The sequence below is a fragment of the Myxococcus virescens genome, assembly GCF_900101905.1.
In the GTDB taxonomy this organism is placed as follows: Bacteria; Myxococcota; Myxococcia; order Myxococcales; family Myxococcaceae; genus Myxococcus; species Myxococcus virescens.
The window spans coordinates 109548-127758 of record NZ_FNAJ01000002.1 but is presented as its reverse complement, the minus strand read 5'-3'; the positions used below and the strand labels follow the sequence as shown (position 1 = coordinate 127758).

At 68.9% G+C, this 18211-nt stretch carries 32 protein-coding genes and 1 pseudogene; 4 read left to right on the top strand and 29 right to left on the bottom strand.

The genetic code is table 11. The annotated features are described in order from the left end of the window. Positions 1-34: 34 nt before the first annotated feature. The 27 genes and pseudogenes from terL to BLU09_RS06875 form a co-directional block, all read right to left on the bottom strand. Positions 35-1681: a phage terminase large subunit gene (gene terL / locus BLU09_RS07000; protein ID WP_167371049.1), complete on the bottom strand. Its 1647-nt coding sequence runs from the start codon at positions 1679-1681 to the stop codon at positions 35-37. Then, on the bottom strand, positions 1617-2315 hold the full coding sequence (locus tag BLU09_RS06995) for a terminase small subunit (RefSeq protein ID WP_167371048.1): 699 nt from the start codon (positions 2313-2315) through the stop codon (positions 1617-1619). Before BLU09_RS06995 ends, terL begins: the two co-directional genes overlap by 65 nt. Further along, complete coding sequence (locus BLU09_RS06990) at positions 2312-2728, bottom strand: helix-turn-helix domain-containing protein (protein WP_090487394.1); 417 nt, start codon at positions 2726-2728, stop codon at positions 2312-2314. Before BLU09_RS06990 ends, BLU09_RS06995 begins: the two co-directional genes overlap by 4 nt. A gap of 53 nt (positions 2729-2781) precedes the next feature. Beyond that, complete coding sequence (locus BLU09_RS06985) at positions 2782-3243, bottom strand: pyrophosphohydrolase domain-containing protein (protein ID WP_090487391.1); 462 nt, start codon at positions 3241-3243, stop codon at positions 2782-2784. Further along, complete coding sequence (locus BLU09_RS06980) at positions 3240-3608, bottom strand: hypothetical protein (RefSeq protein ID WP_090487389.1); 369 nt, start codon at positions 3606-3608, stop codon at positions 3240-3242. The genes BLU09_RS06985 and BLU09_RS06980 overlap by 4 nt, the downstream gene beginning before the upstream one ends. Next, positions 3605-4000, bottom strand: a complete 396-nt coding sequence (locus BLU09_RS06975) for a VRR-NUC domain-containing protein (RefSeq protein ID WP_090487384.1) — start codon at positions 3998-4000, stop codon at positions 3605-3607. Before BLU09_RS06975 ends, BLU09_RS06980 begins: the two co-directional genes overlap by 4 nt. After that, on the bottom strand, positions 3997-4587 hold the full coding sequence (locus BLU09_RS06970) for a sce7726 family protein (RefSeq protein ID WP_244171494.1): 591 nt from the start codon (positions 4585-4587) through the stop codon (positions 3997-3999). The genes BLU09_RS06975 and BLU09_RS06970 overlap by 4 nt, the downstream gene beginning before the upstream one ends. Further along, on the bottom strand, positions 4584-4832 hold the full coding sequence (locus BLU09_RS06965; RefSeq protein WP_090487381.1) for a hypothetical protein: 249 nt from the start codon (positions 4830-4832) through the stop codon (positions 4584-4586). Before BLU09_RS06965 ends, BLU09_RS06970 begins: the two co-directional genes overlap by 4 nt. After that, positions 4829-5041, bottom strand: coding sequence for a hypothetical protein (locus BLU09_RS06960; RefSeq protein WP_090487378.1), 213 nt, complete (start codon positions 5039-5041; stop codon positions 4829-4831). Before BLU09_RS06960 ends, BLU09_RS06965 begins: the two co-directional genes overlap by 4 nt. Then, entirely contained in the window at positions 5038-5511 is a 474-nt protein-coding gene (locus BLU09_RS06955; protein ID WP_090487375.1) for a hypothetical protein, read from the bottom strand. The genes BLU09_RS06960 and BLU09_RS06955 overlap by 4 nt, the downstream gene beginning before the upstream one ends. After that, on the bottom strand, positions 5508-6635 hold the full coding sequence (locus BLU09_RS06950; protein ID WP_244171493.1) for a hypothetical protein: 1128 nt from the start codon (positions 6633-6635) through the stop codon (positions 5508-5510). Before BLU09_RS06950 ends, BLU09_RS06955 begins: the two co-directional genes overlap by 4 nt. Positions 6636-6685: 50 nt before the next feature. Then, positions 6686-7153, bottom strand: a complete 468-nt coding sequence (locus BLU09_RS06945; protein ID WP_090487369.1) for a GIY-YIG nuclease family protein — start codon at positions 7151-7153, stop codon at positions 6686-6688. Continuing rightward, positions 7153-7440, bottom strand: a complete 288-nt coding sequence (locus BLU09_RS06940; protein WP_090487366.1) for a hypothetical protein — start codon at positions 7438-7440, stop codon at positions 7153-7155. The genes BLU09_RS06945 and BLU09_RS06940 overlap by 1 nt, the downstream gene beginning before the upstream one ends. Continuing rightward, positions 7437-8015, bottom strand: a complete 579-nt coding sequence (locus BLU09_RS06935; protein ID WP_090487362.1) for a hypothetical protein — start codon at positions 8013-8015, stop codon at positions 7437-7439. Before BLU09_RS06935 ends, BLU09_RS06940 begins: the two co-directional genes overlap by 4 nt. Further along, the gene (locus tag BLU09_RS06930) at positions 8012-8662 is read right to left on the bottom strand and encodes a hypothetical protein (protein ID WP_090487359.1); all 651 of its coding nucleotides are present in this window, start codon (positions 8660-8662) and stop codon (positions 8012-8014) included. Before BLU09_RS06930 ends, BLU09_RS06935 begins: the two co-directional genes overlap by 4 nt. Further along, entirely contained in the window at positions 8659-9276 is a 618-nt protein-coding gene (locus tag BLU09_RS39285; RefSeq protein ID WP_244171492.1) for a hypothetical protein, read from the bottom strand. Before BLU09_RS39285 ends, BLU09_RS06930 begins: the two co-directional genes overlap by 4 nt. 22 nt (positions 9277-9298) lie before the next feature. Next, a pseudogene (locus BLU09_RS40060) lies at positions 9299-9799 on the bottom strand (DNA cytosine methyltransferase); the annotation flags it as partial. A 1-nt stretch (position 9800) separates the two neighbouring features. Beyond that, a complete protein-coding gene (locus BLU09_RS38680) occupies positions 9801-9974 on the bottom strand; it encodes a hypothetical protein (RefSeq protein ID WP_167371047.1) in 174 nt (57 codons plus the stop codon). Then, positions 9971-10225 (bottom strand): TFIIB-type zinc ribbon-containing protein, encoded by a 255-nt coding sequence (locus BLU09_RS06915; RefSeq protein WP_090487353.1) that lies wholly within the window; start codon positions 10223-10225, stop codon positions 9971-9973. The genes BLU09_RS38680 and BLU09_RS06915 overlap by 4 nt, the downstream gene beginning before the upstream one ends. Beyond that, complete coding sequence (locus BLU09_RS06910; RefSeq protein ID WP_090487350.1) at positions 10218-10553, bottom strand: hypothetical protein; 336 nt, start codon at positions 10551-10553, stop codon at positions 10218-10220. The genes BLU09_RS06915 and BLU09_RS06910 overlap by 8 nt, the downstream gene beginning before the upstream one ends. Continuing rightward, positions 10546-10887 carry a helix-turn-helix domain-containing protein gene (locus BLU09_RS06905; protein ID WP_090487347.1) on the bottom strand — a complete coding sequence of 114 codons (342 nt, stop codon included), beginning with the start codon at positions 10885-10887 and terminating at the stop codon, positions 10546-10548. Before BLU09_RS06905 ends, BLU09_RS06910 begins: the two co-directional genes overlap by 8 nt. Further along, a complete protein-coding gene (locus BLU09_RS06900; protein WP_090487344.1) occupies positions 10884-11231 on the bottom strand; it encodes a LexA family transcriptional regulator in 348 nt (115 codons plus the stop codon). The genes BLU09_RS06905 and BLU09_RS06900 overlap by 4 nt, the downstream gene beginning before the upstream one ends. Further along, positions 11228-11413 (bottom strand): hypothetical protein, encoded by a 186-nt coding sequence (locus BLU09_RS06895; RefSeq protein WP_143043113.1) that lies wholly within the window; start codon positions 11411-11413, stop codon positions 11228-11230. The genes BLU09_RS06900 and BLU09_RS06895 overlap by 4 nt, the downstream gene beginning before the upstream one ends. Before the next feature lie 53 nt (positions 11414-11466). Then, positions 11467-11733: a hypothetical protein gene (locus BLU09_RS06890; protein WP_090487339.1), complete on the bottom strand. Its 267-nt coding sequence runs from the start codon at positions 11731-11733 to the stop codon at positions 11467-11469. Continuing rightward, positions 11730-12134, bottom strand: coding sequence for a hypothetical protein (locus BLU09_RS06885; protein WP_244171491.1), 405 nt, complete (start codon positions 12132-12134; stop codon positions 11730-11732). The genes BLU09_RS06890 and BLU09_RS06885 overlap by 4 nt, the downstream gene beginning before the upstream one ends. Further along, the gene (locus BLU09_RS06880; RefSeq protein ID WP_090487333.1) at positions 12131-12463 is read right to left on the bottom strand and encodes a hypothetical protein; all 333 of its coding nucleotides are present in this window, start codon (positions 12461-12463) and stop codon (positions 12131-12133) included. The genes BLU09_RS06885 and BLU09_RS06880 overlap by 4 nt, the downstream gene beginning before the upstream one ends. A gap of 368 nt (positions 12464-12831) precedes the next feature. Next, positions 12832-13857: a tyrosine-type recombinase/integrase gene (locus BLU09_RS06875; protein ID WP_167371046.1), complete on the bottom strand. Its 1026-nt coding sequence runs from the start codon at positions 13855-13857 to the stop codon at positions 12832-12834. A gap of 212 nt (positions 13858-14069) precedes the next feature. On the opposite strand from BLU09_RS06875, the gene BLU09_RS06870 reads away from it, so the two are divergent. The 4 genes from BLU09_RS06870 (at position 14070) to BLU09_RS06855 (ending at position 16632) form a co-directional block, all read left to right on the top strand. Next, the gene (locus tag BLU09_RS06870) at positions 14070-14636 is read left to right on the top strand and encodes a hypothetical protein (protein ID WP_143043112.1); all 567 of its coding nucleotides are present in this window, start codon (positions 14070-14072) and stop codon (positions 14634-14636) included. Next, the gene (locus tag BLU09_RS06865; RefSeq protein ID WP_090487324.1) at positions 14629-15105 is read left to right on the top strand and encodes a hypothetical protein; all 477 of its coding nucleotides are present in this window, start codon (positions 14629-14631) and stop codon (positions 15103-15105) included. The genes BLU09_RS06870 and BLU09_RS06865 overlap by 8 nt, the downstream gene beginning before the upstream one ends. Continuing rightward, positions 15098-15883, top strand: a complete 786-nt coding sequence (locus tag BLU09_RS06860) for a phiTE_072 family protein (protein WP_090487321.1) — start codon at positions 15098-15100, stop codon at positions 15881-15883. Before BLU09_RS06865 ends, BLU09_RS06860 begins: the two co-directional genes overlap by 8 nt. 455 nt (positions 15884-16338) lie before the next feature. Further along, positions 16339-16632 (top strand): hypothetical protein, encoded by a 294-nt coding sequence (locus tag BLU09_RS06855; protein ID WP_090487318.1) that lies wholly within the window; start codon positions 16339-16341, stop codon positions 16630-16632. A gap of 7 nt (positions 16633-16639) precedes the next feature. On the opposite strand, the gene BLU09_RS06850 is transcribed toward BLU09_RS06855, so the two are convergent. After that, entirely contained in the window at positions 16640-17116 is a 477-nt protein-coding gene (locus BLU09_RS06850; RefSeq protein ID WP_090487315.1) for a hypothetical protein, read from the bottom strand. Next, positions 17113-18012: a DUF6731 family protein gene (locus BLU09_RS06845; RefSeq protein ID WP_090487312.1), complete on the bottom strand. Its 900-nt coding sequence runs from the start codon at positions 18010-18012 to the stop codon at positions 17113-17115. Before BLU09_RS06845 ends, BLU09_RS06850 begins: the two co-directional genes overlap by 4 nt. Positions 18013-18211 lie beyond the last annotated feature (199 nt).

Below are 18211 nucleotides of genomic sequence, written 5' to 3'. Positions count from 1 at the left end.
ACGCCCACCTCCTGAAAAGACTCAACGGGCTGGCCTACACCACGAACACCTCCGGACGAGCCAGCCAGATGTGCCCCTGGGACGCAGCGTCCACGTCATCGTCGTGAGCGGCTCGCGGGAAGTTGGCGAACTGCTCCACCACATCACCAACCCAGTCGGCCCCATCCAGCAGGTGCCAGTCACCAGCCTCCACTGACGGCTGGAGCGCGGCGGCCCGCACCACCTTCCCGCCCTCTGGCTCCCGGGCGATGACTCCAGGCACGACAAGGCGCAGCGTCTGGACGATGGCGTGTCCGTTCGCCTTGTTCTCCACCAGGTGGGCGCTCGCCTCTGGGAAGTCCTTGGCGGCTTGGCGCAGCATCCTCTCCGTGTCGGGGTAGCCGTGCGCTACCCGCCGCGACAAGACGAAGCGCTGCGCGCCCTTGGTGCCCACCACCCAGAGCACGGCGGGGTCGCTGTCCAGCCCCTCGGCGAAGTTCGCGTCCAGCGTGGTGAAGACGCGGTCGAAGCGCTCCGGCGTGCGCGCCGGGGGCGCGTCGGTGCACCCCTCCGGACGCGAGACTGGCGCCCCGTTGCGCAACGGACGCTGACCGCCGAGCGAGTGGAAGCGCCACCACCCTCGCGGGAACATGCCGCCACCGGCCGGGGCCGGGCGTTGCTGGAGTTGCCCCGCGGCACCGTACGAGCCCAGTCGCTTCTTCTCCGCTGCCACCACCTCGGGAGGGAAGCGCGACTGCTGGAGCACTTCGCCCTCGGTTGTCCTCGGGTCCTTCCACCCCAGCGCCGTCTCACCGCGCACGCATGAGGGGCAGGCACAGGCCCGCTTCACCTCGTATTCCAACGGGAGACACAGGTGCTCAACCCCGCCTCGCGCGAGGACGTGCCCAGCCAACTCCCGCTCATGGAGCCGCTGCATGATGATGAGCCGCGTTGATGAACGCAGGTCGTTCACGCGGTTCGCGATGGCGGTGTCCCACGCGAGTAGGACGGCCTCCCTCTTCGGAGCGCTGTGGATTTCCTTCGCGTCGTGGGGGTCGTCCACCAGGATGGTGTCCGAGCGCGAGCCGGTGATTTTCGCGGTGATGCCCTTGGACTGCCGCTGCCCGCCCCGGGTGTTCTTGTAGTTCCCTTTCGCGTCCTGGTCCTCACTGAATCTCCAGGTCGGCTCGAACATCTCCCGGTACCAGTCGGATGCCAAGACGTCGCGGCTGTGGATGGCGTCACGCAGCGCGACATCGGGCGTAGTGGAGAGCGCCAGCACTCGCCACTCGGGCCACCTCGTCCACACCCAGCACGGTCCCATCACGCTGACGATGCGTGACTTCATCGTGCCAGGTGGCACGTTCATCAGGATGTCTTGGTACCTCTGGGTGACATCCTTCCGAAACGTGCCGTCCGGCAGCAGCACACCGAGCCGCGCGGCGCGCTCCCGCATCTCCCGCCGCATCTCGGGAGGCATGTAATCCAACTCCATCCTTGAGAGTTGGACGCGCATCCAGTCCTCGATGAGCGCCTGGAAGTGGATGCACAAGGCGTCGTGGTGCCAGTTCCACTCCAGTGGCGTCGTCGACTCGATGACGTGCCACGCCTCGCGGACGAAGACGGCGAGCGAGTCCTCAGCTCGTCTCCGGCGACGACGCCGCTTCTCTGTCTGAATCTGAGCCAGCGACGGCCGCTGCACGCCGCGATTCGCGGGCGCGCTCGATGGCCTCAAGCTGGTCGAGCTCGGCATCCGTGTACCCCTCCAAGTCTCTCGCGTCGGTGGTGGCGATGGGGCCCCCGCCTGGGCCGGACACCTCGAGCTTCATGGCCTGGGGCTTGTCCAGGCCGTGGTGCCGCGCCAACAAATCCAGCGCCCTGTCCTTCGGCCAGAACTTCACCTTGGTGAGGGTGCCGATTTGTACCTTGTCCTCGCCCTTGCCGGAGAAGAGCGCCTCCACCTCGATGCTGGAGATGCACCGGGCGATGTCCTCGGGGATGTCCTGGATGGGCAGCAGCATCCCGCTTGCGTCGAACGCACGGCGCGGGTCCGCCAAGCCGATGCGCGAGGCCTCCACCACCACCTCGTCGGCGGACGCCTTCAGCCGCTCCAGCCGCTCCTTCTGTGCCGTTGCGAGGAATTTCGCGACCTTAGCATTCCTTAGCAGCCTGGACCCGGCGACCTCTGCCGAACCCTCCGCGTACCCGGCCTTCTTCGCGGCCTCCGAGGCGACAGGGCGCACGAGGTAGTGCTCGACGAAGGCTCGCTGGCGCCCCGTCAGTCGGCCAGTGCCCGCGCCCTGCCTCCCTCCTCGCTTCCCCTTCCGCTTTCTCACCGGCACGGACGCCTCCCCAGTGCCTCGGCGAAGAACGCGAAGACGGCCTGGACGGGCTTGGCCCACACGGATGGGGGCACTTCGACCTGCGTCACAGGGGCGGGCACCGGCGCCGGGACTGGCTGCTGCACCAGGTGCACGTACTTCCGCGGCTGGTTGGTGGGCGGCAGCGGCACGCCCTCGGACTCGCGGGCGCTGTACCCCGACGCCCCAGCCTCGCGCAGGTACTTGACGACGGTGGGCACACTCAGGCCCAGGCGCCGCCCGATGACGGTGTTGGACTCCCCCTGCTTGTGCAGGTGGAGCACCCGTTTGATGACCTTCTGCTTGGCCTCCTCGCGCACCGCAGCCTCAGCAGCGAGCACCGCTGCGACGCCACTGCCTCCGCTGGGGTTGGGGCTGCAGGCCATCATTCACCTCCCGTGCTGCTGCATTCCTCTGAAACGAGTCAAACGGGTGCGCCGGCCTACCCCTTCCGACGCGCCAGCACTGCGCCCACGTCCGCAGGCACCCAGCCTTCGGGCTTCACCACCTTGCCGTCCTCGCGGCGCGTCACCTTGCCGCCCGGGGCCTTGCGGAGGTTGGCGCCGGCCACCTCGTCGAAGCAGGCCTGAGCGGGGACGCCCATGGCCACCGCATTCCCCAGCGCCACGTAGAGGACGTCGGTGTTTTCGTGGGCCATGGCCACGAGGTCCGGCTCCTGCCGGGGGTGCTGGCTGACGCGGACGTCGCGCCCGCTCTCCAGCACGTTGGCCGTGGCGATGACGCGGACGCCGGATGCCTTGGCGTACTCCAGCACCTCCTCCACCATGAGTCGCACGCGGAGCACCCGCGTTGCCGCGTCGGGCATGGTGGGCGCGTCCGGGGCCGGCTGCCCGGTCGCCTCGTGGAACTGCCTCACCTTGTCCTGGTACGGGTCGCAGCTCACAGCATGTCCTCCTGCCCGTCTGCGCGCTGCCCGGTGTTGGCCAGCACCTGGACGGCCCGGTCATCCCAGAGCTCCACCATCTGGTAGTCCTTCGTCGCCGTGACGGGGAGCACCTCGCCCACATGCGTCTGGCACCACTCCTGGATTGCCGGGAGGCACTCGGCATCGCCAGCGCGAGCGGTGAAGATGCGGACCTCGACGCCTGCGGCGCGCCAACGCTTCACCCGGGCGAGCATGGCCGGCACCGGCGCACCGATGTGCCCGACTCCGCGCCACGTCCCGTACTCGGCCAGCGTGCCGTCCAGGTCCACGCCAATCCAGCCGCCACGCGCTGCTACGAGATTCAGATTCGAGTTGCCCGTCATCTCCTCGGCTCCTTCCTGGGTGAGTAACTGGCGGATGTGGCCAGCGCTCGGACGCTGGTGGCGCCCCGACGTTTCTCCGCGCGGACGTCCTGGGCGGTGCGCACCACGTCACCCTCCAGCGCCGCGAGCGCCTCCTCGGGGGTGGTGGCGATGGCGATGACGAGCCCCGCGGCGCGCAGCTGGGCGTGGAGCTCAACCTGGGCCGGCTTCATCCGCCCGCCCTTCGGCGCCTTCACCTCGATGAGCACCACCCGGCCGTGCCGGACGCACAGCAGGTCCGGAAGCCCGGCGCCATTGAGTCGGAGGACGAACCACCCGGCCAGGCGGATGCGCTCGACGATGGGCCCCTCGTTGGCGTCCCGGGCAAGGGCGTAGCGGTTGCACCGGCTCACGTCAGCCTCCAGTCGCCGCGCGCGGACACCACCTGACGCACCCGGGCGCGCAGCTCGGCCGGGGGCAGCACCTCGTTGAGGCGGGAGTAGAGGCGTTGGCGCGGCTTCCCACGTAGTCCCCGGGCGGCGCCCAACTCCTCGAGGAGCGCCTCCGCCTCACCCCGCCACAGGAGGGAGACGGTGGAGGGGTGCTCGCGGAAGGGGTTGTCGGCGCCCTGGCGCACCACCTCGAAGGCGACGGATTCACGAGTTTCGAAATTTGTAAACTTCACCTGCGCCGCGCTCAGCACGCCCCACCACGCGGGCACCAGGGCCAGCCCGGCAGCGATGTGGACGTCGCCCACCACCAGTGTGCAGCGGTCGAGGACGCGGGAGTAGGCATCCACCTGCGCCGGCAGGCGCTTGAGGCTGTCGGTGTCGCCCTTGATTTCCCAGCCATGAAGGCAGGTTGGGGACAGGGCAGCCACGTCCACCCGGCACTGGCCGTGGAGCAGCCCCACCTCGTGCAGCACCTGGGCGCCCGGGTACGCGCGGGCGGCGAGTTGGGCCAGGGGCTGGCGGATGTCGGCGTCGCGCAGGCACGTCACAGCCCTGCCTCCTTCGCGATGCGCTCCACCGCGTCGGCAGGGAGCGCCTCCCACTTCACAGCGAGGGCTGCGGCCACGGCATCGCGGCGCTTGTCGGTGACGGGCAGCCACGTCTCCGTCAGCACCGGGCCGCCCACGCACCGGCACCAGAGGTCGGGGTACGTGCTCCGCGGGCAGTCGAACGTGTTGTGGTACTCGATGAGCACCTTCCGCTTTGGGCGCTGCGCGCGGTTCGCGTTGCTCATGGCCGGATGCCTCCCTCCAGGATGCGGTCGTGCAACTGGCACGTGCAGCGGCAGTGCCCGTGGGTGCGCGCGAATCGGCAGCCACGCTCGTGGCGTCCGTACCTGTCGAGGGCGGTGGCCACCTTGAGCAGCCGCGCCTCAAGCTCGGCGATGCGCTCCCGGGCCATGCGCAGGGCTTCCTCCGTGTCGGGCGGCTTGCGGCAGCTCAATGCCTCACCTCACAGGACAACTGCTCGCACAACTCGCGAACGCCTGCACGTAATGCGTCAAGCTGGAGTGCCAGGCGCTGCGTGCCCGCGCGGAGCTCGGCGGCGCACTCCGACACGACAGAGTCCTCCGGCACCTGCACCAACTCCGGCACCTCGCCACGCGCGATGGCCCGCTGCTCGCGCCGGAAGTCAGATTCATACGCCCGGAGACAGTCCCGCTCGCCGCAGACGTACCTGCGAATGCCCGGCAGCGGCGCGTCGCAGTAGACGCACAGCCCCGGTGGCGTCAGCGCACGGAGGTTGCGGATGAAGACGGGTGTCCCCTTCGTCCGCCCCGTGCCCCTTCGCCGTCGCCACCGGGCACGCTCGGTGACTCGCTTGCGGCAGGCCCGGCCGCAGTAGTCCTTCCCCTGCGGCACCGGCTTGCCGCACCTCTCGTCCGCGCAGAGGCGCTGGGGGCAGGCTGTCACTGGAGGCCTCCGGCGTGGGCGTCAGCAGGCTGGCCAGCGATGGTGGCCCTCAGTTCCAGGCCCAGGGCGCGGGCGCAGGACTCAAGCGCGGGGCGCAGGTCCTCCAGCCCATTCAGCGCGTACCTGTCCGGCGCCTCCAACACGAGGCAGCCGCCCTCCAGCGCCACCGGGCGGACGTACCCCTGCGCCTGGCCGGCGGCGTAGGACTTCCCCCGCTCGCGCATTCCTTCCAGCACCTGGGCCCAGGCAGCACCTGCCGGCGTGTCGGGCAGGTCCAGCGCCTTCGGCGCCTCGCCCCGTCCCACGGCCGCGTCCGTCCGGCGGCGAGCCTCCGCAGGGGCGCTGGGCTGGCCGGCGTCGGCGCGGTGCTCGGGGGTGGCGTTGGCCTCCCAGCGCCGCACCAGGTCCGTGAGGGTGTCGCAGCGCTGTTTGAAGTGGGCTCGGAGCCCGTTCTCCAGCCGGCGCAGCACCTCCGCGACGCTGCCGCGGGACAGCAGATCCCGGGCGGCAGGGTCGTCCCGCCCGGGGCGCCAGTCGTAGGGCACGCCCTTCACGGCCAGGTGTACGCGGTTGACGCCGTCGGGGAGGGACTCCTTGCCACCGCTCTCCCTCGCGACTCCCTCCGGCTTTCCGCGCGGAGCCTTGGGGGGATTCGTGAGGGGCGGTGGCTGAGGCGCCACAGGGACGCGCTCACCCGGCGTCTTCTCCTCTGCCTTACGTCCTGGAGACTTCGTCTCCCTTCTCTTCTCTCCCCTCTCCCCTCCGGTATCCCGCGCGGGAGTTTGGAGGGATTCGCGCGGGAGGTTGGCGGATTCCTCGCTGCTCCCTCGCGACCTGCCGTCGGGCTTCGTGCGATCCCGGTCCACCTTGGCGATGTGGGCGCCCTGCTCCTCCTCCCACTTCGCCACCACCAGGTCCTCGCCCTCCACCACCAGCAGGCCCACCGCGAGGAGCCCCTCCACCAACCTGCCACGACGCCCGCGCCAGCGCACGGCTCGCTCCACGGCGAGGTCAGCGCCGGGGCCCGGGAAGCGCCCGTCGAGGCGCTCGCGGCCGCAGTAGGCCCAGAGGCGGAAGAGGTACACGTCGGCCTCGGGCCCCAGGCGGGCGCAGAGGGCGTGCACCGCGTACTCCTCAGGAGCGGCTGAGCGGAATTTGAACCACGGAAGGCAGCTCACAGAATCCCCCTCTCGTTCAGGTAGGCGATGAACTGGACGTAGTCGATGAGCTCCGGAGCAGGCCGAAACCATTCGCCAGTCATTCGCAGCGAGGCGAAGTCCTCGTGGAGTTGCTGCTCTGCCTCGACGCCCCCAGGCGACGTGGCGCAGAGGAAGAGGGGCTCTGGGTTCCCGGTCTGCAACTCCAGGAGACGAGTCGCCGGGTTGCGTGAGGACCCAATCTTGATTGGTCCCATCTCGCCAGCCTGGATGAAGTACACGCGAGGCTGAGGCGCAGGGGCCGGCTGGGCGCGTGGCGGCGACGGGCGGGGCGCGGGCTGCGTTTTCACCGCCACCGGCTGCATCGCTAGTGCCTTGGCCATGAGATGGACCGAGTTACTCAGGCCATCGACCAGCCCCTTCTGGTACGCCAGTTCCGCCTTCAGCCAGTCAATCTCGGGTTGATGAACGGGGCAATGGGCCATTACGGCACCTCGGTGACGACGGGCTCGGAAGGAAGAAGGGGCGGCTGCTCCAGCACGCAGGGCGGGTGCAGGCAGCAGATGGGCGGGACGGGCTGGCTGCGGCACCCGGCACGCCAGGGGTGGCCATGGCGACAGGTGGGCCACGGGCCCGGGCAGGCGGCCTGGACGGCAGCACCTGCGGCCGTCGCCGCGTGGGGCGCGAGCTGGCCGGACTCCGTGAGGCTGGTGCCCAGCCGGACGGCGCCGCACACGCGGCAGGTGGTGGCGCGGAGGCGTTGGCAGCTCAAGGGTGGGCCTCCAGGAGCAAGGGCTGCTCCAGCGCGCGGCGCAGCTTCCCACCGCGGTCGCCGCTCCACGCCCACTCACGCCAGTCGGGGACGACGCCGATGCGCGGCGCGCGAAACATCGGCTTCCCGTCCTTGGACGCTCCCTTCCGACGCCAGCCAGCGCGCCGGTAGCAGTAGCCAGGAAGCCCCGAGTCCACCTTGTCAGGGCGGACAAAGGTGACGATGCCCCCGGGTGGAGGCGTCCCCCACAGCGCGCAGGTGAGCGCCACGGCTTCGCGGATAAGGGCACTGGAGAGGTGTGGCCCCTCGTTCCGAAACAGAGCGCACTCCCACACATCGCGCCCGTCCGGGCGCACGGCCTTTCCAGGAGTGGGTCGGAACGTCACCCAGCACGCGAGGGCGTCCGCCGTGATGAACACGAGGTTCTGCCCGTTCCGCGTGAAGCTGCGCGTGCCGGGCTGCTGCCGCGAATAGTGCGGCGCCTTGCCGACGGACACGCCGTCGACGAGCGCGAGCGCCGCAGGGTCGCCCTTGTCGGTGATGAGCCAGTGACGCTTCACGCAGTTGGTGTTCACGGGCGGGCCTCCTGGTGGCAGGCGTGGGGCCCGCAGTCCGGGTTGAGGCAACGGAAGGACTTGCACGTCGGGCATGGCGTCATGGCCCGGCGGCAGTTGCACAGGCGCAGCAGCTTGTCCTTGAGCGTCGGGGCGGGCGGGCGGGACTGGGCCCGTGCAGCCCGCGCGTTGAAGTCCGTCCAGCGCGCTTTGTCCTCGGCCTGGACGGTGGCGTACCCGGCGCGCACGGCGGCGCGGACGTCCTCGGGGAGTTCCCAGCACTGCGCCGCTGGGCCGGGCTCAACGGACACCAGCTCAGGCAGGCGGATGACATCGGCCAGCCACAGCCCCACTGGCCCCACGTACCAGCGAGACTCGCGGGGGACGTCCGGCCACTGGGACACGGCCGCCACCCGCGCCACCGCGAGCACCGTGCCGGTATGGATGTCCTCTGAAGCGAAAGGCCGAATCCCCCCGTGGACGTCCATCCAGTGGGCGATGCCTTCGTCGTACTCGCCCGCGCAGACGGCGACGTAGGAGCCCAGGGCCCCGGGCGGAACCTCGGCCAGGTTGACGACGGGGCACGCGCGCACCGCCACCGAGTAGGCGTAGGGCTGGGGCACGGTGACGGCGAGCAGGCGCGCACGGGGCGTGGTGCAGGTGCTCATGGCTCAGCGCCTTCCAGTGACAACGGGCCAGAGGAGTCGGAGAGCAGCGGCGGCCTGAGCTGGGACGACGCCGTTGCCGAGCAGCCGGAGGAGGTCGATTCGACCAAGCCCGCCAGCAGCCAGCGCCATCCCATCAACCACGCGACGAAGAGCGGGTTGAGGGAGAGCCGGGGCGAAATGTGGGGCGACTGCAAGGACTCGGCGCCAGCCGTCGACGTCAGCGGGGCCAGGAGGCCAGAGAGGCAGGCTGACGTTGCCTGTCGTCGAAGACCCGGACGCCTCACGCCGTCCCCGCTCAGGTAGCCCGAGGCCTTGTCCTCGTTCATCACCGGGGTGGCCCACTGCACCGCCGCGCTCGGCAGCATCAGGTCCCCGCTGCTGCCCCGCTGTCCCGGCCCGCCCTTCTCCCCGTCCGACGCCCTGGGCGTCGGCCACACCGCGTCCACCGGCCACTGCGGGTAGCGCACCGTGGCGTCCGTCAACGTCGTTCCTGGGTTGTGCGTGGCCGTCTTCGCGTAGCCCGCGCTCCCGCTCGCCTTCGCGTCCGTGGCCGTGGCCGTGGGCCAGAGGCCACTCGCCACCTGCGGCGCCAGCGAGTCCAGCGTGGGCCACATCGACAAAGAGAGCGAAGACGCGGGCGCGGCTGTGGCTGGCGCCCACTGCACTTGCCGGAATTCGGACCCACGCGCCGGTATAGCCCGCGCGTGCGAACGCGCGACCAACGGCAGGGAGAGCTGACGCGGCGCCTCCGACGTTCTCCCAGAGGACGTAGCGCGGACGGACTTGGCGGACGATGCGACGGAACTTCCAGAAGAGTCCCGAGCGGCTGCCGCCCAGCCCTGCGCGTTTCCCCGCGAGGCTGAGGTCCTGACAAGGGGTGCCACCAGCGACGAGGTCCACGCAGCCACGCCATGCGCGGCCGTCGAGGGTGGCGGCATCACTCCAGACAGGAGCATCAGACAGCGCTCCTTGCGCCATAGCAGCGACCAGCGCCGCGACGGCAGGTGCTTCCCTCTCCACGTACAGCACCGTTCGACTTCCAGGCGCTGCCAGGTGGATGCCTGCGTCAAGGCCTCCGCCGCCGGAGCAGACGGAGAGGACTCGGAGGGGAGGAATCCCCGGGGGACGTAGAGCCATGTCACCTGGTGCTCCGGACGAAAGGGGCGGCGAGCGCCGCGAAGAGGACGGTGCAGCCGAACGCGCAGAGGGCCGCCTGGAATTGCTGGTCGCTCAGGCTGGGTATCCAGGCCCCGGCGACGGTGCCGGTCACGGCGACCAGGAGGTGCCCGGTGGTGAAGGCGCGCGGGCTCACCAGCGTCCCTCCGCAAGCCGCGCCACCTTCGCGCGCTCGTCAGCGAGCTTGGACGCCCAGTGGCGGGCGAAGCCGATGGCGCCTCCGCGGAAGGCATGCACCGCGTCCTCGGCCTGCTCACGAACCGCACGGGACGGCCACAGGATGAAGTGACCACAGGCGGCACAGGTGTAGTCCTCGTCCCCTTCGTCGTTCTCCTTCGGGTAGATGGCGCGCTGGCCACACTTCGGGCACTGGGGGAACTCAGGCATGGCTCGCGTCCCCCTCTGCGACGAGCCCAGTCGGAGCTTCCTGGCAGGTGGCGCACTTGCAGCCGCGGGTCCCGCACCCCATCTGCGTGCGGCGTGTGACGACGTGGCCACAGCCCTCGCAGGTGGCATCGCCAATCGCGAGGAGCAGCCCCCTCGACGTCGGCGCTCGCACCTCCACCGCCTTCGTGCCGCGGCCGTTGCGCGCGAACCAGTCGCCGTTGGGCTTGCGACCACGGAAGCGCCACCCCTTGCGGGCATTGACCATTTCGCGGGTGGACTGGTGCTCCATCAGAAGCCGGTCAATCTGCTTCCACACGGACTCAGCCATGGGCCACCTCCCCCGCGGGAAACATGGTGCGAGCGAGAGTCTCAATCCGGCGCACGTCCTCGGCACTGAGGCGGCGCGCCCGGATGAGGCCGAGGAGCGGAGCGGCCACGTCGGCGGACTCGTCGCCCGCGCTCAGCAACGCAACGACGCTCGTGTCGAGCGCGGCGGCCACGCTCTCCAACGTCTCCAGGTGAGGGACGCGGGTGCCCCGCTCAATCATCCTGACGAAGTTGGACGAGAGTCCGGCCTTCTCCGCGAGCCTCTCCTGCGTCAGTGACAGCGCCTTCCGACGCGCCTGGATGGTACGGCCCAACGTCTCAGTGAGTTCGCTCACGGCGTAGCTCCTTTGTTGACGGCGGGGGTGCCGCGCAGCTCCAGCCGATGCGTGCGCAGGTACTCGGTGGCGGCGGCCTTGCCGGACGCGGTGAGGGGCAGGCCGTGGGCGATGCGGGGCGGGCTCTCCAGCAGGCCATGCGCGGCCAGACGCATGAGGTAGTCGGCCGGTGCGCCGGTGCTGCTCCAGCCGAAGCGGACGCAGAACTCATAGGTGGATGGAGCGCGCCGGAAGGCGAGCTGGTGGAGGTGCACGTACGCGAGCACCTCGAGCTGGCGCCCGGTGGGCTCACCATGGGGGCCGGGCTCGGGCGGTGGACGACGGATGGGGGCTGGACACGTCATTGGCACACCTCCTCGGGGTCGAACTCCATGTGCACGGCGTAGTCGTCGAGGTTGAGGGGCTGGCCGAGCGCCTCCCTCTCGTCGGCCAAGCGCTGCAGGTCGGCGAAGGCGGCTGTCCTGGCCTCCCCGCTGGTGGTCGCGTCAGCAGTCACGTCCGGCAGCCCCTCCGCGCGGATGGACACGCGCCACCCAGTCGCAGTCCGCTTGCTGGCGCAGGTAAGTGAAAGGCGGCAACTCATGACGCGCGCCTCCGCACCATGGGCACGCCGTCCGGGTGCTTCGTCGCGATGCGCGCCAGCGTGGCCACGTCCTTGTCCACCTCCGTCCAGGCAGTGGTAGGCGAGGCGTCCCACACGGACACCACCGGGCAACCGTCCGCGTCGCAGGCGGTGACGCGCCAGCCGCTGCCGCTGCGCACCGACGTGCGGGAGACGACGGCCGTGGCCTTGTGCGTCTCCGGGTACACGGGCGCGGGCAGGACGTTGAGGTGGAGGACGCTCACGTTGCACCACCCTCAAGCGTCGCGACGAGTCCCGCCTTCGCGGCCTCGCGGCGGCGCTCACCGTCGCGGTAGCAGTGGACGACGTACGTCTGGCACCAGCGCGTGCGCCCGGTGCCGTCCTCACGCGAGCAGGCCACCTGGGTGGTCGAGCCGGCCAGCGCGAGGGACATGTCGCGCCAGCAGATGGTGCAGGTGCCCCTGGGCCGCTCGCGGAGCAGTTCCAGCAGTGTGGCCAGAGTGCGAGGCTTGGCGAACACCTCGCGCTGGCGCGGGGTGAAGTGCCGCCACGAGCTCGCGCCGAAGCCGCTGGCGGGCGCGATGGAAGGCGCGGCGAGGCGGCGGCGCAGCCGGGGCGACGGGGGCAGGCACAACTCAGGGAAAAGGAGGAGGGCGGGGCTCATCGTCCACCGCCCTTCGCGAAGTCGTAGGCGGCACGGAGGCGCTTCAGGCACGCGCGGAACGCATCACTCACGTTGAGCGTGCTCCACTCGTCATCCTTGGCCCGCTGGGTGAGCACCTGCCCCACCGCATCCAGCAGCATGGCGTCCGGCGTCGTGGACGGGTGTCCAGCGGCGTGACGACGGGCTACCTCGGCCAGGACAGCAGCGTGCGCTTCCTGGTACCCGAAGGGGCCGGTGCACACAGCGGCGTAGCCCGGGATGCTCGCGCGCCAGCCGTCACCCACCTGCTCGAATTCGAGGGCGAAGCGGGCTGGGAGGCGCTCAGACATGACCCACCCCCAGGAAGCGCCGGCACGTAGGACACGAGTCCCACGGCGGCCCATCCTGGGAGGGGGCGTGTTGCTGGTGGTACAGCGGCATCAGGTCGGCCACGGCCCGGCGCAGCTCGGCGAGTGCACCATCAAGCGACGATGGCGCCTCAATCCTTGTCCCGTCTTTGTCCCACGCCTGCCGGCCGACAGCGGCGTTCAGCGACGCTCGGCGGCGCTCAACAGGGGGCGACGCCACGCCCGCGACACTCAGCGACGCTCGGCGGCACTCGGCGGCAGAGCGCCCTTTTTCCGGGAAGGAGTACTGGCTCGGCGTGGTGCGGGACCACCTGCCCAGGGCCTGACTAGAGGGCGACAGAGGGGAAACGTCACTGGCGAGCATGGCTGACACCTCTTCCTGATTGCTGTGCTGCGTGGATTTGTCCCGTCGCCGCCAGTCGCCCCGCCCCTACAGCGAACGGGAGCACCTCGGCGGCCTCGCGGACCTTCGCGGCGTCGACCTGGTAGTAGTGGACCATCGTCGTGCTCAGGTCCGAGTGCCCCAGCGCCTTCTGAGCGAGGACGGGATTGCCGAGGGCGCTCGCATAGGTGCTGCGCAGGTGGCGAAAGGTGAACTCGCCGCGCACCACCTTCGGCAGCACCGTCGCCGGACACTTCGGGCACCGGCGGGGCCTGCGTGTGGGAGCGAAGAAGTGGTGCCCGCAGTTGCACGCGTGGGCCCACCCGCGGACGAGACCGGCTCGCACCGCCGCCTCTTTGAAGGCGTCCCCGTAGACGGTGTCGGCACGCCGCTGCATTTCACCGTCCGGCCCCGGCCAGACATACCGACTAGTGGCTGAGTCCCGGCGTCGACGGAGCATCTCCGCCACGTCGCGAGGAATGGGGACGACCCGCTCCTCGAAGTCCTTTGGCGTGTCCGCGCTGCGGCTTCCGGCGACCAACACATGGGGCTCTTCCGTGTCCAGCACCAAGTGCGTCCACTCGAACGCGCACAACTCGCCCTCTCGCAGTCCCGTCGTCGCGGCGAACCAGAAGAGGTCGTGCCACTGGCGAGACTCCGACAGGAGTTTGACGACTTGCGCGTCCGACAGCCGCTTGGGGAGCCGCTTAGGTATCTTCGGCCGCTTCGCCTCCCGCGTCGGACTGTCTCCGAAGAAGAGCTTCTTTTTCGTCCAGGTGAACACCGACGCGAGGCGCCGGATGGCCTGCTGGACGAAACTAGGCGCCAGCGGCTTTCGCCCCTTGCCCCCTCGCGCGAGCTGGACGGCAAGTTCCTCCACGTCAGCGGGAGCAATCTCTGTCAAGAACTTCTTCCCCAGGAACGGCAGGACGTGGAGCCGGAGGTTCAGCTCGTCCATGACGTAGCTGGGCGTGCCCTCGCGAAGCTTGAGCATCTCTGCCGCGGCCTCGCTCAAGCGCGTCGCCCTGAAGCGCATCGGTCGGCGCCCAGCTTTCGCATCGTCCGTGTCGTTTAGCGCGTCGCGGAGCTTCTTCTCCGCCTCGCTCTTCGTCCGGGCGATGATGGAAGGCTGCTGGCGCGCCTTCGCCGCGTCGCGATAGTCGAGGTACCAAGTGCCGTTGGCGGGCGCTTCCTGACGTGGCCAACATGGCGATGATGACGGCCGACGCCTACGCCCACCAACGCGCGCGGATGACGCCCGTGCCCGCGGTGCCGCTCATCGAAGGCCCGGTTGACGAGCCTCCCGCGACGCCCGATCTGCACGCCGAGCACTGCACGCCGGACGAGTGCAAGTACGGCGAGGGCCGGGCGTGCACCATGTGGCATGACCCGGCATTGGAAGGGATGCCTCACCAGCGTGTGGTGTTGGAGAGCGGCGGGGTGCAGGTAGTGGAGGACGGCAGCGTCACGCTGGCGTCGGGCACCACCGAGTGGTGGGCGCTTGGCGTGCTCGGCAACGCGCTAGCCGAGGCGAAGCGGGGGACTGCCCACGCCCACGGGTTGCTCGACGTCAACACCCGCGCGCTGTCGCAGGCCGTGCGCCACGCGGCGCAGCTCGGCGCGAGGGACTTCCATGCTCAGGCCTCGCAGGCGCTGCTGGAGCGGCGCGACCAGATGGCCGGGAGGACGGACGAGCGCGGGCGCCGGCGTGGCCTGGAGGAGGCCGCCAGCATCATCCGCTCCCTGCTCGGGAAGGCGGTGCGCCGTGGGTAAGTACGCCGCCGGCACCTACGTGGCCGTCTCCAAGACGGAGTCCGAAATCAAGGAACTGTTGCGCCGCCGCGGCGCCACCCGCACGGCATTCGCCGAGGAGGCGGGCCGGGCGGTGGTGTTCTTCGAGCTGCGCGACCGGCGTGTGCAGTTCACCATGCCTCTCCCGCGCGCCGACGAGAAGCGCTTCACCCAGGACCGACGCGGCAACCGGCGGACGACGGCAGCGGCCACCAGTGCCAGGGAGCAGGCCTGCCGCGAGCGGTGGCGGGCACTGCTGCTCACCATCAAGGCCAAGTTCGTCAGCATCGAGAGCGAGGTGGAGACGTTCGAGGAGTCCTTCCTCGCGCACCTGGTGGTGCCCGGCGGGAAGACAGTGGGACAGCACGCCCTGCCCGCCGTCGCCGAGGCGTACCGCACGGGAACCATGCCGCCGCTGCTGCCAGCCGGGGAGGGCCCGTCCCGTGGCTGATCCAACCGTCTACCAGTACAGGTTGCGCACGCCCAAGGGGCGCTGGCTCGCGGACGTCGTCATGCGGAGCGACGGCTACTTCTCCGCCGTCTCCAACTGCGGCGGCTATGCATTCCGGTGGGGCAGCCCCGGAATGGAGTTCCGCGCCTTCGTCGTTGGCCTGGAGAATGACGCGGACTACCTGTGCAGCAAGCTGGGCCGGGCCACATGGTGGGATGGCGCTACCACCCTCAAGGGCATCCGCGAGTACATCCTCGAGTCTCGGCGCGAGAGCGGCTGGACGAAGGAGCAGGCCGCCCAGGAATGGCAGACGCTGGCCGATGCCCTCTCCCCCTACAGCGACAGCAGTCCAAGCGAGCATGACGAGATGGACGTCGACCAGTTCCACGACTGGTATGGCGAGACGAAAATCGACGATGCCCACGAGTTCGCGACGCACGACTACGAGCCGCAACTGCGCGCGTTCTGCCGCGAGGTGATGCCAGTCCTGGCCACCGCCATCCGCGAGCAGCTCAAGGCCGAGGCTGCCGCGACGCCTGCCGCTGGGAGCGAGGCGGCTCATGGCTGCCCCCCCCGCTACTGCATTGACTCCGAAGGGCTCCAGGCACTGCGCGCGGCCGTGCGCGCCCAGCACCCGAGAGACGGCGTGCAGACGGCCAGGCCCTGCGCGTGTGGGACCGAAGCGGGCGGGCCTGCGTGGACGCCCGCGTGTCGAGCGCTGCTGGACCTGCTGGAGCTGAGCGAGCGTCTCAAGCGGGCCGAGGGAGGCGAACGGTGAGCCGCCTCCTCTTCGCCCTGGTGGATGCGGTGCTGGAGCGCGCCGCGCAGCTCGTAGACGACGCGCGGGAGGCACCATGCCTTTCCACCCCACCCTGCCTGGCGTTGTCCCGTGGCAATCCAAGTCGGGTGCTGTACCGTGCCGCGCACCGACAGGAGAACACGCCTTGCCCCGTCACGATCCCACAGAGACCCCGCCCGAAAAGCGCCGCGCCGAAAAGGGCAGCGTGGTCTTGAAACAGTTAGTCCGCCACACCCTGCAGTCAGCGGCGGACCTGGAAGCGCTGGCGAAACGCTGGAAGTGCAATGAGGCCGACGCCGTCCGCCGGGCCCTACGCGAAGCCGCGGAACGGGGCGAGTAGCGGGCCGGTGTGCGGGGAGCGGAGCCCCACCGCGCTGTTGCTGCCATGCCCCCGTGGCGTCGTCCTTCTTCTGAACCGCCCACTGTGACTGGAAGTGCAGCGGCTCGAGGAGGAGCGCGAGCTGCTGGCGTCTCCCTTCTCCGGCCGCGAGGGCCAGGTGGCCACCCGCACGCTGGTGAACTGGGTGGAGGCACGCAAGGCGGTGTCCCATCGCGAGGGGCCACGCTCCGCGGGAGGCCTCGGGCTAAATGCCTCGGAGGACGTCGGCGGGCTAACGCGGCTGGAAGAGTTGGGCCTGCTGACGATGGCCCTGGAGCGACTGGAGCGGACGCCGGAGGTGGGCGCCGGGCCGCTGTTCCCGGGGCTGGCTGGGCCGAGCCAGCGGTAGACGCATCTCAGGCAGTGGCAGTCTGCTGCTTGGTCGCACGACTCTTCGACTTCAATGCGTCGAAGAAAGTGTCGACCACTTGGTAGCTAGAAAATGCAACGGCCGTCACGATGCCGATCCATGCCGAAAACATCATGAGGCGAGTCTGGACGTCGTCCTTCGGAATGCTGGAGTCCACAAGAACCCCAAGAAAGCTGCTTCCCGCCAATATGAACGCACATCGGACAGCATTGATAATGTACGTCGTCAGCCGTTCATACGACCCAAGCGCCCTCATCTCCTGAATGACCTTGGACGAATCAATCGAAAGCAAAATTCCCTTAGCAGTCCCTAGGAACCCAATTGCAATTGCTCCGAGATCGAGGGTCATCGCAAAGAGAGGTTGCAACACTGGGAGCGGCCTCTCCTTGAACAGATAGTAGGCAGCCACAGGCGCCGCCGCCCCCAGAACATACGGATGGACTTTCTCCCAGACGACGTTCATGACGCTTTTTTCCTTTGTCCGAACATCTTCTTCAACTCAGTTTCTCGCTTCGAGAACGCCTCCCGTAGCGCGGCCTGCCGAGCATCATAAGAGACCCGTCTGTCATGCCACGGGAAGGACACGGACTCGATCATTCGGTAGTTCAGGAGATCCACAACCGCAGTGTCCTCCATGTCGTCCTTCCCCCTAACTTTCAACGACGTCACCGACCGAGAGTCTGGGTCGCTCGAAGCCAAGTTCAGTAGGGTTCGCCCCAATTTTCGAATGTAGTCGCGATTCAACGCGCCTCGAGCATGCCCCATTTTCAAGGTCATCGCGAGTCGCGGAGCCCCCGCGCGCTCACGAATCCGTTGGAGTTCATTCCAGGTGTACCGATCTTTCAGGTCGTTAAAAACCGAGAGGTCGATCCCTGCCACTTCGACTTCGAACTCGCGAAACTCCTCCATTTCATTGAGACGCAGTAGGGCATCAAGCTCAAGCACCTGCGACATACCAAAGGCGTCGTTGCCGTCGTTGTGGTTGCTGAAGTACGACGCAAAGGAGTTCGCTGTCGCTCCGATCCGATTGCGCTGCAAGAGGAGAACAGCCGTGCCTGGGTGGTAGAGAAAGGCCGTTTCCTCGCCGACCCCTTCATCCTCTCTCAGCGGGATTTCCTCGACCCCTGCCGTGCTCAGGCTTGCCTTGGTTGGGCCATAGTCCATTCGAATTCGGACCAACTCGCCCTCGAAGCCGATCCCCCTCTTCGCTACATGCTCCAGTCTAAAAGGCCCCCCTTTGACGGTTCTCAACCGATCATCTGGAGCGAGTTGGCCGACGCGGCTCAGCAACTTCGCGAAGTCGAAATCATCGTCACCCTCGACTTTGTAGAAGTCCACAGTGATCGTCTTCATCTTCATCCAGCGAGTCCCCTCCCGATGCAGCGCAACAAGCGCAGTTGTACGAACCAGACATCAGATTGAAATTGGAAAGCAAGGTCGCCCCATGGGCACGACGGCACATGCCAGGTCACGGTCGCCCCAGGGCATGCCGCCGGTCTTGCGCTAGCCTCTGCTCTGGCACATCCCTGTAGTACTACCCGGTCACATGCGTGACGGC

Bases quoted from the DNA above. Each gene is read 5' to 3' on its own strand.
- BLU09_RS06845 (WP_090487312.1), bottom strand. From the start codon at position 18,012: ATGAAGATGAAGACGATCACTGTGGACTTCTACAAAGTCGAGGGTGAC.
- BLU09_RS06980 (WP_090487389.1), bottom strand. From the start codon at position 3,608: ATGACGGGCAACTCGAATCTGAATCTCGTAGCAGCGCGTGGCGGCTGG.
- BLU09_RS06930 (WP_090487359.1), bottom strand. From the start codon at position 8,662: ATGAGCACCTGCACCACGCCCCGTGCGCGCCTGCTCGCCGTCACCGTG.
- BLU09_RS06880 (WP_090487333.1), bottom strand. From the start codon at position 12,463: ATGTCTGAGCGCCTCCCAGCCCGCTTCGCCCTCGAATTCGAGCAGGTG.
- BLU09_RS06870 (WP_143043112.1), top strand. From the start codon at position 14,070: ATGGCGATGATGACGGCCGACGCCTACGCCCACCAACGCGCGCGGATG.
- BLU09_RS06965 (WP_090487381.1), bottom strand. From the start codon at position 4,832: ATGAGCAACGCGAACCGCGCGCAGCGCCCAAAGCGGAAGGTGCTCATC.
- BLU09_RS06915 (WP_090487353.1), bottom strand. From the start codon at position 10,225: ATGCCTGAGTTCCCCCAGTGCCCGAAGTGTGGCCAGCGCGCCATCTAC.
- BLU09_RS06945 (WP_090487369.1), bottom strand. From the start codon at position 7,153: ATGGCCCATTGCCCCGTTCATCAACCCGAGATTGACTGGCTGAAGGCG.
- BLU09_RS06910 (WP_090487350.1), bottom strand. From the start codon at position 10,553: ATGGCTGAGTCCGTGTGGAAGCAGATTGACCGGCTTCTGATGGAGCAC.
- BLU09_RS39285 (WP_244171492.1), bottom strand. From the start codon at position 9,276: ATGTGGCCCACGCTGGACTCGCTGGCGCCGCAGGTGGCGAGTGGCCTC.
- BLU09_RS06850 (WP_090487315.1), bottom strand. From the start codon at position 17,116: ATGAACGTCGTCTGGGAGAAAGTCCATCCGTATGTTCTGGGGGCGGCG.
- BLU09_RS06885 (WP_244171491.1), bottom strand. From the start codon at position 12,134: ATGAGCCCCGCCCTCCTCCTTTTCCCTGAGTTGTGCCTGCCCCCGTCG.
- BLU09_RS06875 (WP_167371046.1), bottom strand. From the start codon at position 13,857: ATGCTCAAGCTTCGCGAGGGCACGCCCAGCTACGTCATGGACGAGCTG.
- BLU09_RS06900 (WP_090487344.1), bottom strand. From the start codon at position 11,231: ATGACGTGTCCAGCCCCCATCCGTCGTCCACCGCCCGAGCCCGGCCCC.
- BLU09_RS06990 (WP_090487394.1), bottom strand. From the start codon at position 2,728: ATGATGGCCTGCAGCCCCAACCCCAGCGGAGGCAGTGGCGTCGCAGCG.